This is a genomic window from uncultured Serinicoccus sp., assembly GCF_947500995.1.
Taxonomy (GTDB): Bacteria; Actinomycetota; Actinomycetes; order Actinomycetales; family Dermatophilaceae; genus Ornithinicoccus.
Genome location: NZ_CANMUA010000008.1, coordinates 104,432 through 116,860, shown reverse-complemented (window position 1 = coordinate 116,860; position 12,429 = coordinate 104,432). Strand labels below are relative to the sequence as shown.

Sequence of the window (12,429 nt, the reverse complement as noted above, 5' to 3'; positions counted from 1 at the left end):
ACGATTCCGTCTCAGCCTACGCCGGAGGACCCCAGATGTCTCGCCTCGTGACCACGCTCACCGCTCCTCGGTCCTGGATCATCGCGCTGGTCGGGCTGCTGCTCGGCGTCGGCGTCATCGCCGGGATCGGCCAGGCCGAGCGCAGCGCGTCCGCCCTGGACACCCTGCCGGCCGGCTTCGACAGCACCCAGGGGCAGGCGCTGCTGGACGAGCTGCCGGACGAGGGCAGCAAGACCGCGATCGTGCTCTTCACCGCCGACTCCGACATCGAGGCGTCGCTGCCCGAGCTCTCCCAGCTCATGGAGGACGTCGCTCCCGAGGGTGCCGAGCCGCCCGCGACCCAGGGGTCCGGCGCGGGCGAGGGGGCGCCCGAGGGCGGCGCACCGGAGGGGGCCGAGGGGTCGGGGGCTCCCGAGGGCGCCGGCCAGGAGGGTGGCGGGCCGCCGCCGGGGCTGAGCGGTGAGTACCCGGTCATCCCCGCCGAGGACGGCACCGCGGCGATCAGTGTCATCGACCTGGACGCGCCGACCGCCACCGACACCCAGCAGGTGGTGACGCAGCTGCGCACCGACCTGAGCGACGGCGTACCCGACGGCGTGACGGCGCAGGTCACCGGCCCGGCCGCGATCGAGGCCGACCTGGCCTCCGTCTTCGACGGCGCCAACATCACCCTGCTCGGGACGACCGCGGCCGTCGTGGCGCTGCTGCTCATCGTGACCTACCGCAGCCCCGTCCTGTGGGTCATCCCGCTGCTCGTCGTCGGCGTCGCCGACCAGACCGCGGCCAGCGCGGCGACGCACGTGCTCAAGCTCTTCGGCATCCCGTGGGACGAGTCGACCATCGGCATCCTGTCGGTCCTCGTCTTCGGCGCCGGCACCAACTACGCCCTGCTGCTCATCAGCCGCTACCGCGACGAGCTGCGCCGGCACTCCTCCCGGCACGAGGCCATGGCGCTGGCGCTGCGCCGGGCCGCCGAGGCGATCATCGCCAGCGCCAGCACGGTCGTCGTCGGCGTGCTGTGCCTGCTGCTCTCGGTCTTCCCCTCGACCCGCGGTCTGGGGCTGGCGTGCGCGGTCGGCGTCCTCGTGGCGATGGCCTTCGTGCTGCTCGTCCTCCCGGGTGCGCTCGTCGTCTTCGGGCGCTGGGTCTTCTGGCCCCAGGTGCCGCGCGAGGGGCAGGCCGTGCTCGCGGAGTCCCGCTCGCTGTGGCGGCGCATCGGCGACACGGTCGCGAAGGCCCCCGCGGCATACATCGCCGGGACCCTCACCCTGCTCGCCGCCATGGCGTTCGGGATCACCCAGATCAGCAGCGGGCTGGCGCCGGAGGACCAGTTCCTCGAGACGCCCGAGGCGATCACCGCGGCCGAGCGGCTGGGCGAGTCCTTCCCGGCCGGGACCTCCGACCCGCTCGTCGTCGTCACCCGCGGTGACGAGGCGCAGGTCGACGAGCTCGCCGCGGCGGTGGAGGACGTCGACGGGGTGACGCAGGTGACGCCGGTCGAGCCGGTCGACGGCATCGGTCAGGTGCAGGTCGTGCTGGAGGCCGAGCCCGGCAGCGAGGCCGCCCAGGAGACCGTCGGGGAGGTGCGCGCCGCGGTCGAGGGGTATGCCGACACCCACGTCACCGGCGGTGACGCCTCCGCGCTGGACGAGTCGGACGGCAACGTCCGCGACCGCTTCGTCGTCATGCCGCTCATCCTCGCGCTGGTGCTGCTGGCGCTCATGGGGCTGCTGCGCTCGGTCCTCGCCCCCGTCATCCTCGTCACCTCGGTGGTCGCCACGTTCTGCGCGGCGATCGGGGTGTCGTGGTGGCTCTTCACCGGCGTCTTCGGCTTCGGGGCGATCGACGCCAGCATGCCGCTGCTGGCCTTCCTCTTCCTCGTGGCGCTCGGCGTGGACTACAACATCTTCCTCATCACGCGGACGCTGGAGGAGGCCGGCGTGCACGGGACGCGCGACGGCGTGCTGCGGGCGCTGGGTGCGACCGGTGGCGTCATCACCTCGGCCGGCATCCTGCTGGCGGCGGTCTTCGCGGTGCTGGGGGTGCTGCCGCTGGTGGTGCTGGCCCAGATCGGTGTCGTGATCTGCATCGGTGTGCTGCTCGACACGCTGCTGGTGCGGACGGTGCTCGTCCCGGCGATCGTCCGGGTGCTCGGCGAGCGCTTCTGGTGGCCGCGGCGCGTGGACCAGGCCGGCCGCCACCGGACCGACGAGGAGGGCACGGAGGCCGGCGGCCAGGGCACGGCGGAGCTGGCCCCTGCCGGCGCACCGGACGCGCGGTAGGGCTGCACCGGACGCGCGTCGGGTCCGCACAGGACGCGCGTCCGGTCCGCACCGTCCACTCGTACGCACCAGTGCTTCCTCTGTCGTGACGCCTCACGGCAGAGGAAGCATGTCTGCGTATGAGTCCGGTCCCTCGCAGCCGACGAGGGCGTCCCGTCACACCCGACGGGCGGTCAGGGTGTGCGGAGAGCCGCCTGGTGCCAGGTATGCAGCTGCGCCACCTCGTCGTCGGTCGGCTTCATCCCCTCGACCAGGGTCCGGCGGGCCTCGCCGCGGATGACGAGGCGCTCCGGGTAGCTGGGAGCCGGTCGGATCTCGGTGACCTCGCTCCAGGGGACCCGCCGACGGCCGTAGAACCAGTGGCGGTGCAGGCCGTCGGCATCGGCGGTGGTGGTCTGGGCGCCGGTCACCATCATGACGAGCAGCGCGGCCGGGCCCAGCACGAACACGAGGTCGAGGACCAGCCAGGCGGCACCGTCCCGACCACCGTCGACCAGGCCGATCAGGTTCGCGGTGAGGATGAGGGGCCACGGAGCGACCATGAGCCAGAACTGGGTGCGGGTGGGCTGGATCTGGACGCGCGGCATACCCCCATCGTGGCAGTCACGACGCCGCTGCTGCTGCCGTCGCATCGTCAGCGCCAGGCATGCCCACGGGACGGGTCTGCGTGCACCGTGCGTCCGGTGTGTCCTGATCGCGTGTCCTGTGCGTCCTGGCCGCGCGTCCGGTGTGTCCCGACCGTGCGTCCTGTGTGTCCTGACCGCACGTCCGGTGCGGTTCAGGCGTGCCCGACGGGTTGGGCGGAGTGGTGGCGGCCGATGGGCAGCACCATCGGCTTGCCGGAGACGGGGTCGGCCACCACCTCGCTGCGCATGCCGAAGACCCGTTCGACGGTCTCGGCGGTGAGCACCTCCTCGGGGGTCCCGCCCGCGAGCAGCTGGCCGCCGCACATCGCGACGAGGTGGTCGGCGTAGCGCGCCGCGAGGTTGAGGTCGTGCAGCACCATGACGATCGTCGTGCCCCGCGTCCGGTTGAGGTCGGTGAGCAGGTCGAGCACCTCGATCTGGTGGCAGATGTCGAGGAAGGTCGTCGGCTCGTCGAGGAGCAGGATGTCGGTCTGCTGGGCGAGGGCCATGGCGATCCAGACCCGCTGCCGCTGCCCGCCCGAGAGCTCGTCCACGGACCGGTCGACGAGGTCGGTCGTCCCGGTCAGCTCGAGCGCCTCCTCGACCGCCTGCTCGTCGGCGACCGCCCACCGGGACAGCATCCGCTGGTGGGGGCTGCGCCCGCGGGCGACGAGGTCGGCGACCGCGATGCCCTCGGGCGCGAGGGGGCTCTGGGGCAGCAGGCCCATGGTGCGCGCGACGGCCTTGGTGGGCTGGGTGTGCACGGCCTTGCCGTCCAGCAGCACGTGGCCCTGGCTGGGCGCGAGGAGCCGCGACAGCGCGCGCAGCAGCGTCGACTTGCCGCAGGCGTTGGCGCCGACGATGGTCGTGATGCGACCCGGGGGGACGGTGAGGTCGAGGCCGTCCACGACGGTGCGGTCGCCGTAGCCGAGGCTGACGTGCTCGGCGACAAGGGTGTGCGAGTCGGTCACAACGAGCCTCCGGCGCGGTTGGTGCGGACGAGCAGGTAGACGAGGTAGGGGGCCCCGAGGACCCCGGTGATGACCCCGACCGGGTAGCGGGTGCCGAAGAGGTGCTGCCCGGCGAGGTCCGCCGCCAGCACGAGCAGGGCGCCGGTGAGCGCGGCCGGGACCATGAGCGAGCCCCCCGGTCCGACGACGCGCGCCGCGATCGGCCCGGCGAGGAAGGCGACGAAGGCGATGGGACCCGCGGCGGCGGTCGCGAAGGCGATGAGCGCCACCGCGGCCACGATGACCGTCAGCCGGGTGCGCTCCACGCGCACCCCGAGGGCGCTGGCGGTGTCGTCACCGTGCTGCAGCAGGTCCAGCTGGCGCGACTGGGCGAGCAGCACGGGCATGAGCACCGCCGCCGCCACGACGAGCGGCAGCACGATGCCCCAGGTGGCGCCGTTGAGGCTGCCGGTGAGCCAGCGCATGGCGACCTGCAGGTCCCACGCGGCGGCGCGCACGATGACGTAGGCGACGACCGAGTCCAGCATCGCGGCGATGCCGATGCCGATGAGGATGAGCCGGGTACCCAGGACGCCGTCCCGGTAGGCGAGGAGGTAGATGACCAGCGCCGTCACCAGCGCAGCCACGATCGCCATGCCGGAGACCAACGCCTCGTCCACCCGCAGCACCACGATGCCGATGACGGCGGCGGCACTGGCCCCGGCGCTGATGCCGATGATGTCGGGGGAGGCGAGGGGGTTGCGCAGCATGGTCTGGAAGGTCACGCCCGCGATCCCGAGCGAGGCACCGGCGACCAGCCCGAGGACGGCGCGCGGCAGCCGCAGGGTGCCGACGGTGAAGGAGGCTCCGGGCACGTCCTGCCCGAGGACGACCCGCCAGACCTCCCCAGGCCCGTAGAACGTCTGCCCCACCATGAGGCTCAGCGCGAAGAGCGCGAGCACGAGCACCCCGAGGAGGGCGGCGGCACGACGACGGCTCGCGGCGCGCCGCCGACGGCCCGCGCGCAGCGGGGACGGGGCGGGGCGGGTGGCGGGTGCCGTTCTCACAGTGCCCTCGCCCGCATCCGGCGCACGATGATGATGAAGACCGGCGCCCCGATGAGCGCGGTGATGATGCCCACGTCGACCTCCGCCGGCCGCGCCACGACCCGCCCGACGACGTCGGCGAGGGTGAGCAGGACCGCCCCGACCAGCATGGACAGCGGGAGCAGCCACCGGTGGTCGGTGCCGACGACGAGCCGGCAGGCGTGCGGCACGACGAGCCCGACGAAGCCGATCGGTCCGGCCACGGCGGTCGCAGCGCCGCAGAGCGTGACCGCCCCGACCGCGGCCAGCACGCGGGTGAGGGCCACCCGCTCGCCCAGCCCGGCGGCCAGGTCGTCACCCAGGGCGAGCGAGTTGAGGCCCCGGGCCACGAGGAAGGACAGGAGCGTGCCGGCGAGCAGGAAGGGGAGGGCCACGAGGATCTTCTCCGGGGTGGCCCCGCCGACGCCACCGATCTGCCAGAACCGGAAGGAGTCCATCACCTGGATCCGCGGCAGCAGGATCGCGCTGACCAGCGAGGAGAAGGCCGCGGACATCGCGGCACCGGCGAGGGCCAGCTTGAGCGGGGTGGCGCCGCCGCGCCCCATCGAGCCGATCGCGTAGACGACGGCGGACGCGACCGCGGCACCGAGGATGGCCACCCAGATGTAGCCACCGGCGGTGGACAGCCCGAAGAAGGCGATGCCGACCACCACTGCCAGCGAGGCGCCGGAGGTGACCCCGAGGATGCCGGGGTCGGCGAGGGGGTTGCGGGTGACGCCCTGCATGACGGCGCCGGCCAGGCCCAGGGCCGCGCCGACGAGCATGGCCAGGAGGGTGCGGGGCACGCGCTGCGCGACGGCGGCCTGCGAGATGTTGTCCTGCGCGCCACCCAGCGCGGCGACGAGATCGGCATACCCGATCTCTCGGGCGCCGAAGGTGACCGACAGGACCCCGGCGAGCACGAGCGCACCGAGGGCCACGACGAGGGTGATGAGGCGGTATGCCCGCGTGCCGACCCGCCGGCGCGCCGCGGGGGTCGCGGCGTCCGGCGGGGCGGCGGTGAGGGTGTCGGTCACCGGCTCTTCTCTGCGGCGGCGGAGACCAGGTCGAGGAAGTCGGTCAGGCCCCACTCGAGGGCGAGCGGCGAGGGGTTGGCCGCGGCGGCGAGCGGGGTGTCGTTCTCCAGCATGACGACGGCGCCGTCCTCGACGGCCGGGATCTCCGAGACGAGGGCGTTGTCCTGCAGCTGGGTCAGGAGGCTGTCGTCGCCGTAGGTGACGAGCAGGTCGACGTCCTCGAGCAGGTCGGCGTTCTCCGCGCTGACCGTCTCGTAGAAGGTGTCGCTCTCCGCGGAGCGCTCGGCGACCAGCTCGGGCGTGGTCATCCCCAGCTCCTCGAGGAAGAGCGCCCGCGGGTCGTTGGTGGTGTAGAAGCCGACCTGGCTGAGGTCGTCGGTGCTGTGCGAGCTGAACATGGCGCTCTTGCCCTCGAGCTCGGGGTAGTCGGCGACGGTGTCGGAGACGTAGCCCTCCAGCTCCTCGACCAGGGCGTCGCCCTCCTCGGCCATCCCGAGCGCCTGGCTGTTGAGCTCGACCATCTGCTGCCAGGTGGTGCCCCACGCCAGCTCGGGGTAGGCCACGACCGGCGCGATCTGGCTGAGGGTGTCGTACTCCTCCTGGGTGAGACCGGAGTAGGCGGCGAGGATGACGTCGGGCTCGGTGTCGGCCACGGCCTCGAAGTCGATGCCGTCGGTCTCGTCGAAGAGGACCGGGGTCTCGGCGTCCATCTCGGCGAGCGCGTCCTCGACCCAGGGCAGCACGCCGTTGTCGTCGTCGTCGCCCCAGGTGGCCTCGCTCATGCCCACCGGCACGATGCCGAGGGCCAGCGGCACCTCGTGGTTGGCCCACGCGACCGAGGCGACCCGCTCGGGCTGCTCCTCGATGGTCGTCTCGCCGAAGGCGTGCTCGATGGTGACGGGGAAGGTGCCCTCGGACGCGCCGTCGGACGAGCCCTCGGTGGCGCCCGCCTCGGCGTCGGTCTCCTCGGAGGAGCCGGACGACTCACCGCAGGCGGTCAGCGCCAGGGCGAGGGTGAGCGCCGTGGCGGCGCCGAGGACGCGAGAGGATCGCATGGTTCTCCTTAGTCGAGTTAGGCAAGGCGAACCTAATGTATATGCTGGCGCTGGGTGGTCGGTACCACCCCGCCCCGTCGCCCCACACCGCAGGAGACCGATCACCATGGCCAAGAGCAACCTGCAGGCCACCCGACGCAAGCCCCGGGTCGCGCGCGCCCTGCGCCTCCGTGTGCGGGGTGCGTACCGCCCCACCCCCACCTTCGCCCGGATCACCCTGGGCGGAGCCGACCTGGACGACTTCGAGGTGATCGGTGACGACCAGTGGTTCCGGCTCTTCCTGCCCACCGGGGGGCCGGACTCGCTGCGGCACGTGCCGGACCAGCTGACCACGGCGGCCTACGCGAAGTTCATGCTCGTCCCGGCCTCCCAGCGTCCCGTCATCCGGAACTACACCGTGCGGGCCTACCGCGAGCACGGGGTGGACGGGCCCGAGCTCGACGTCGATTTCGTCGTCCACGGCAGCGAGGAGCACGGTGACGCCGGCCCCGCGTCGCTGTGGGCGCAGCGCTGCGAGGTGGGCGACGAGGTGGCCATCATCGACGAGGGGGCGATCTACCACCCGCTCGAGGAGGCGCCCCTGCTGCTGGCCGCCGACGAGTCGGCGCTGCCGGCGCTCGCCGGCATCCTGCGGCACGCCCCCAGCGAGGCCCGCGGCACCGCGGTCGTCGAGGTGCCGCACCCCGACGACCGGCAGGCGCTGGAGGGGCCGGAGGGCATCGACGTCCGCTGGGTGGTGCGTCCGGCGGGGGCGACCCCGGGGGCGGCCGTCCTCGCCGCCCTGCGGGAGGTGCCGGTGCCCGACGGCCCCGTGTATGCCTGGGTCGCCGGCGAGTCCGACCTCGCCACCGCCGCGCGCCGGCACTGGGTGCGCCACGGTATACCGAAGAAGCAGATCAGCTTCTGCGGCTACTGGAAGGCCGGCGCCAGCCACTGACGGCCCGGCCACGCGTCCGGTGCGGCCCGGCCGCGCGTCCGGTGCGGCCCGGCCGCGCGTCCTGTGCTCAGAGGATGAAGCGGAAGAGCGGGCTGTCGGGCTGGATCGGCTCGATCTCCATCGAGCTGGCCTCCAGGCGCTCCAGCAGCGGCGCGAGGTCCTCCCGGGCCCCGAGCTCGATGCCGACCAGGGCCGGGCCGGTCTCGCGGTTGTTGCGCTTGACGTACTCGAACAGCGCGATGTCGTCGTCCGGGCCGAGCACCTCGTTGAGGAACTGCCGCAGCATCCCCGGCTCCTGCGGGAAGTCGACGAGGAAGTAGTGCTTGAGGCCCTCGTGGATGAGGGAGCGCTCCATCACCTCGGGGTAGCGCAGCAGGTCGTTGTTGCCGCCGGAGACCACCACGACGACCGTGAGACCGCGCAGGTCGCCCAGGCCCTCCAGCGCAGCGGGAGCCAGCGCCCCGGCAGGCTCGGCGATGATGCCCTCGCTCTGGTAGAGCCGGATCATCTCGGTGCAGATGCGGCCCTCCGGCACGGCGACCAGCTCGGGGGTGTGCCGTCGCACCACCTCGAAGGTGTGCCTCCCGACCTTCTGCACCGCGGCACCGTCCACGAAGCGGTCGATCTCCTCCAGCGCGACCGGCTCGCCGGCGCGGGTGGCTGCCATCATGCTGGCGGCGCCGGCCGGCTCGGCGGCGACGACCCGCACCCCGGGCGCGTGCTCGCCGAACCACGTGAGGCACCCGGCGAGCAGCCCGCCGCCACCGCACGGCACGACCACGACGTCCGGCGGGCCGGGCAGGTCCTCGCTGATCTCCCGGGCGATCGTCCCCTGCCCGGCGATGGTGTGCGGGTGGTCGAAGGCAGGCACGAGGGTCGCACCGGTGCGCTCCGCGTCGGCCAGCGCGGCGGCGGCGGCCTCGTCGTAGGTCCGGCCCCCCACGACGACCTCGACCCAGTCGCCCCCGATGTCGGCGACCCGGTCCCGCTTCTGCCGGGGGGTGTTCGCGGGCAGGTAGATGCGGGCGTTGACGCCCAGGGTGGCGCAGGCGTGGGCCACGCCCTGGGCGTGGTTGCCGGCGCTGGCGCAGACGACCCCGGCCCAGATCTGCTCGCTGTCCAGCTGGGCGATGAGGTTGGCGGCCCCGCGACCCTTGTAGGACCGCACCGGCTGCTGGTCCTCCCGCTTGAGCCACACCGAGGCGCCGGTCTGCTCCGAGAGCCGGTCGCTGCGCTCCAGCGCGGTCCGGCCCACCCGCCCCGCGATGCGCCCTGCGGCCTCCTCGATGTCGGTCGCCGTCGGCAGCGCCTGGTCGGGTGAGGCGTGCACGGGCTCGGAGAACGGCATACCGCGATCCTAGGTGCGCGCCGCACCTGCCCTGGACCGGGGTGACGCCGGGTCAAGAGGTGCCGGCGCGACCATGGTCGGCCCGCGGCCCGGCCTCCGGCGTCAGCCGAACATGATGGCGGCCTCGTCCCACTGGTCGCGGGGGACGAGCTTGAGCTCGCTGGTCGCGTCGCGCAGGTTGACGTTGACGATGTCCATGCCGTTCAGCGCGACCATCGTGCCCCACTTCTTGGCGCTGACCGAGTCGATGGCGGCGGTGCCGAACCGGGTGGCCAGCACCCGGTCGTAGGAGCTGGGGACGCCGCCGCGCTGCAGGTGGCCCAGCGTGGTGTTGCGGGTCTCGATGCCGGTGCGCTCCTCGATGACGCGGGTCACCGCCTCGCCGATGCCGCCGAGCAGCGGGCGCCCGAAGCCGTCCACCCGGTCGCTGGCGACCTGCTCGGCCCCGGCGAAGGTGAAGCCCTCGGCGACCACGATGGTCGGCGCGCGACCACGGTCCATGGCGTTCTGCACCCACTGGCACAGCTGGTCGGTGGCCACCGGCACCTCCGGGATGAGGATCGCGTGCGCGCCGCTGGCGATGCCGGCGTGCAGGGCGATCCACCCGACGTGCCGGCCCATGACCTCCACGACCATGCAGCGCGAGTGCGCCTCGCCGGTGGTGCGCAGCCGGTCGATGGACTCGGTCGCGATGGACACCGCGGTGTCGAAGCCGAAGGTCCGGTCGGTGGCCGAGAGGTCGTTGTCGATCGTCTTGGGCACGCCGACGACGTTGATGCCCTCGTCGTGGAACATGCGGGCCACGGTCAGCGTCCCCTCACCGCCGATCGCCACGAGCGCGTCGATCTCGTGCTTGTCCATGACCTCCTTGACCCTGTCGATGCCGCCGGTGCGGATCGGGCTGATCCGGGAGGTGCCGAGGATGGTGCCGCCGACCTTGGACAGGCCGCGGACGCGCTTGCGGGGGAGCGGGACGATGTCGTCCTCGACCAGGCCGCGGAAGCCGTCCTTGATGCCGACGAACTCGTGCTCGTAGATCCGGTCCCCCTTGAGGACCACGCCACGGATGACGGCGTTGAGTCCGGGGCAGTCGCCGCCGGAGGTCAGCAGGCCGATCTTCATGCAGTGTCCTTCGTCGTGGTCTCACAGGGCGGCAACGACATCGCGCCGGCCACCCCAGGGGGCAGTGACCGGCGCCAGTGCGGCTCCCAGGGTATGACGTGGGGTCACCCGGGTGCCAGTCGCCCCAGGTCGGCGGGGCCGGTCGTGGCGGGCCGCCGCGCGGGTGCGGCTGTGGCATCCTGTGGCCCATGTCGACCGCCTCCGCCTCGTCCCCCGCACCGTCGCTCGTCCTCGCCGACCGGCTCCTGCCGCGGCGGGGGGTCCTCACCGACGTCGGGCTCGTCGCCGGTGGTGTGGTCGTGGTGTCGCTGCTCGCCCTCGTGGAGTTCCGCATCGGGCCGGTCCCCATCACCGGGCAGACCCTGGGCGTCATGCTCGTCGGGTCGGCGCTGGGCATGCGCCGCGGTGCCGCGGCCCTGACGACCTACATGGTCGCCGGCCTGGCGGGAGCGCCGATCTTCGCCGGCGGAGCGGGTGGTCCGCTCTACCTCATGTCGCCGACCTTCGGGTTCATCATCGGCTTCGTCGCCGCGGCGGCCATCGCCGGCTGGGCCGCCGAGCGGGCCTGGGACCGGCACGTCGGGCTGGCCATGGTCGGCTTCCTCCTCGCCACGGCCGCGCCCTTCCTCGTGGGCGTGCCCTACATGGCCGGCATCCTCGGCATGACCGACCCGGCGGCCATCGCCGCCATCGGCGTCACGCCCTTCATCGTGCCCGGCATCATCAAGGCCGGCATCGCCGCCGCGATCTTCCCCGCCGTCTGGGCGCTCGTGCGCCGTCTGGACTCCGGGCGCGACTGAGCGCACCACACTCCCACGCAGAAGGTGTTCCTCCGCCGGGATGCATCCCCGCAGAGGAACACCTTCTGCGTATGAGTGGGGTCGGCAGGCTCGTGACGTGACGGGGCGCCCCTCCCCGGCGGGGGACTCGAACCGGCCTGCTCAGCCGGCGTCCTGCGCCTCCTCGAGCCGGGTTCGCGCCTCGTCCCGGGCGGTGCGTGCCGCCGCCAGGCCCTCGTCCGCGGCGTCCTCCTCGCCCTGGGCACGGTCGGCGCGCTCCTGCGCCGTGGTCGCGTGCTGCTCCGCCTGGGCCAGCAGCCGGCGGGCCTGCTCCACCCCGGACCGGGCGACCTCGAGCTCGTCCCGTCGCCGGCCCGCCGCCTCCGCGGCCTCCTTGCGGGCCTCCCGCGCCCGGCCGACCTCCGCCTCGGCCGCCTCCAGCTCGTCCTGCAGCCGTGGCAGTGCGTCGCTGTCGTCGGGCTCCTCAGCGGCCCCGTCGGGTCCGTCGGGTCCGGCTGGCGTCGCCCCGTCGTCGTCGCGGGACGGGTCCCCGACCCCGGCGGGTGCCGGCTGGTCCGCGGCGCCGCCACCCTCGATCCGGGTGAGCACGACACCGGTGCTCGTGCGCGCCACGGCGTCGGCCACGTCGACCTCGCCGAACCCGCTGTAGGCCAGCGCCCGGGTCAACGTCCCACCGAGGACCACCTCGGTCGCGTGGGCGCCGGCCAGGGCGGCGACCCCGGTGTCGCGGACCTCGCCCTCACCGGCGGCCGTGAGCGGCACGGGCGCGTGCCGGCGGGCGGCCGCGACCCACTCGGCCAGCACCGCGTCGCGCTCGGCGCGCAGCTCCTGCAGCCCGGTCACGTCCATCGCCGACTGGGCGTGCCGGAGCCGGGCCCCGACCTCCGTCAACCTCTCGGCGGCCGGGTCCCCGGCCCGCACCAGGGCGTTGACCGCGGCCGCCGCGACGCTCGGCTTGCGCAGCGCCCCGGCCTCCTTCGCGAGGTCCCTGCGCCCCTGGGAGCGCAGCCGGGTGACCCACTCCTGACGGGTCGCGACGAAGTCGGCGGGCGCGGCGGCATACACCGCGGAGACCGCTTCGCGCAGCGCCGAGTCGGACTCGTCCTCCTCGTCCGCCTGCTCGTCCACGAGGCCAGGCTAGCCAGCGCCGCGCAGGTCGACCTCCCGCAGCGGGTCGCCCCCGTCGA

The 12,429-nt window shown here is 73.6% G+C and carries 11 protein-coding genes; 3 read left to right on the top strand and 8 right to left on the bottom strand.

The features are described 5' to 3' along the window. The first annotated feature begins 35 nt into the window (after nt 1-35). Nucleotides 36-2,282 (top strand): MMPL family transporter, encoded by a 2,247-nt coding sequence (locus tag Q0967_RS13265; RefSeq protein ID WP_298749976.1) that lies wholly within the window; start codon nt 36-38, stop codon nt 2,280-2,282. 173 nt (nt 2,283-2,455) lie between these two features. Here Q0967_RS13265 and Q0967_RS13260 read toward each other — a convergent pair whose 3' ends face one another. From Q0967_RS13260 to Q0967_RS13240, 5 genes are all read right to left on the bottom strand, one after another. Continuing rightward, the gene (locus Q0967_RS13260) at nt 2,456-2,869 is read right to left on the bottom strand and encodes a hypothetical protein (RefSeq protein WP_298749974.1); all 414 of its coding nucleotides are present in this window, start codon (nt 2,867-2,869) and stop codon (nt 2,456-2,458) included. 191 nt (nt 2,870-3,060) lie between these two features. After that, on the bottom strand, nt 3,061-3,879 hold the full coding sequence (locus Q0967_RS13255) for an ABC transporter ATP-binding protein (protein ID WP_298749972.1): 819 nt from the start codon (nt 3,877-3,879) through the stop codon (nt 3,061-3,063). Further along, nucleotides 3,876-4,886 carry an iron chelate uptake ABC transporter family permease subunit gene (locus tag Q0967_RS13250; protein ID WP_298750307.1) on the bottom strand — a complete coding sequence of 337 codons (1,011 nt, stop codon included), beginning with the start codon at nt 4,884-4,886 and terminating at the stop codon, nt 3,876-3,878. Before Q0967_RS13250 ends, Q0967_RS13255 begins: the two co-directional genes overlap by 4 nt. Before the next feature lie 35 nt (nt 4,887-4,921). Beyond that, nucleotides 4,922-5,980 (bottom strand): iron ABC transporter permease, encoded by a 1,059-nt coding sequence (locus Q0967_RS13245; protein WP_298749970.1) that lies wholly within the window; start codon nt 5,978-5,980, stop codon nt 4,922-4,924. Continuing rightward, entirely contained in the window at nt 5,977-7,035 is a 1,059-nt protein-coding gene (locus Q0967_RS13240) for an iron-siderophore ABC transporter substrate-binding protein (RefSeq protein ID WP_298749967.1), read from the bottom strand. Before Q0967_RS13240 ends, Q0967_RS13245 begins: the two co-directional genes overlap by 4 nt. 106 nt (nt 7,036-7,141) lie before the next feature. Here Q0967_RS13240 and Q0967_RS13235 point away from each other — a divergent pair, with 106 nt between their 5' ends. Beyond that, complete coding sequence (locus tag Q0967_RS13235; protein WP_298749965.1) at nt 7,142-7,972, top strand: siderophore-interacting protein; 831 nt, start codon at nt 7,142-7,144, stop codon at nt 7,970-7,972. A gap of 67 nt (nt 7,973-8,039) precedes the next feature. Here the strand turns inward: Q0967_RS13235 and ilvA are convergent, their stop codons facing one another. Together ilvA and Q0967_RS13225 are read right to left on the bottom strand one after the other, a co-directional pair. Then, complete coding sequence (gene ilvA / locus Q0967_RS13230) at nt 8,040-9,320, bottom strand: threonine ammonia-lyase IlvA (RefSeq protein WP_298749963.1); 1,281 nt, start codon at nt 9,318-9,320, stop codon at nt 8,040-8,042. A 102-nt stretch (nt 9,321-9,422) separates the two neighbouring features. After that, nucleotides 9,423-10,442, bottom strand: coding sequence for a 6-phosphofructokinase (locus Q0967_RS13225; protein WP_298749962.1), 1,020 nt, complete (start codon nt 10,440-10,442; stop codon nt 9,423-9,425). 188 nt (nt 10,443-10,630) lie between these two features. On the opposite strand from Q0967_RS13225, the gene Q0967_RS13220 reads away from it, so the two are divergent. Next, nucleotides 10,631-11,242: a biotin transporter BioY gene (locus tag Q0967_RS13220; RefSeq protein ID WP_298749960.1), complete on the top strand. Its 612-nt coding sequence runs from the start codon at nt 10,631-10,633 to the stop codon at nt 11,240-11,242. Between the two features lie 141 nt (nt 11,243-11,383). On the opposite strand, the gene Q0967_RS13215 is transcribed toward Q0967_RS13220, so the two are convergent. Continuing rightward, nucleotides 11,384-12,370, bottom strand: a complete 987-nt coding sequence (locus tag Q0967_RS13215; protein ID WP_298749957.1) for a hypothetical protein — start codon at nt 12,368-12,370, stop codon at nt 11,384-11,386. Nucleotides 12,371-12,429 lie beyond the last annotated feature (59 nt).

What these genes read in the sequence shown, in the direction of transcription:
- Q0967_RS13225 (WP_298749962.1), bottom strand. Translation starts at nt 10,442, where the DNA reads ATGAAGATCGGCCTGCTGACCTCCGGCGGCGACTGCCCCGGACTCAAC.
- Q0967_RS13235 (WP_298749965.1), top strand. Translation starts at nt 7,142, where the DNA reads ATGGCCAAGAGCAACCTGCAGGCCACCCGACGCAAGCCCCGGGTCGCG.
- ilvA (WP_298749963.1), bottom strand. Translation starts at nt 9,320, where the DNA reads ATGCCGTTCTCCGAGCCCGTGCACGCCTCACCCGACCAGGCGCTGCCG.
- Q0967_RS13220 (WP_298749960.1), top strand. Translation starts at nt 10,631, where the DNA reads ATGTCGACCGCCTCCGCCTCGTCCCCCGCACCGTCGCTCGTCCTCGCC.
- Q0967_RS13240 (WP_298749967.1), bottom strand. Translation starts at nt 7,035, where the DNA reads ATGCGATCCTCTCGCGTCCTCGGCGCCGCCACGGCGCTCACCCTCGCC.
- Q0967_RS13260 (WP_298749974.1), bottom strand. Translation starts at nt 2,869, where the DNA reads ATGCCGCGCGTCCAGATCCAGCCCACCCGCACCCAGTTCTGGCTCATG.
- Q0967_RS13265 (WP_298749976.1), top strand. Translation starts at nt 36, where the DNA reads ATGTCTCGCCTCGTGACCACGCTCACCGCTCCTCGGTCCTGGATCATC.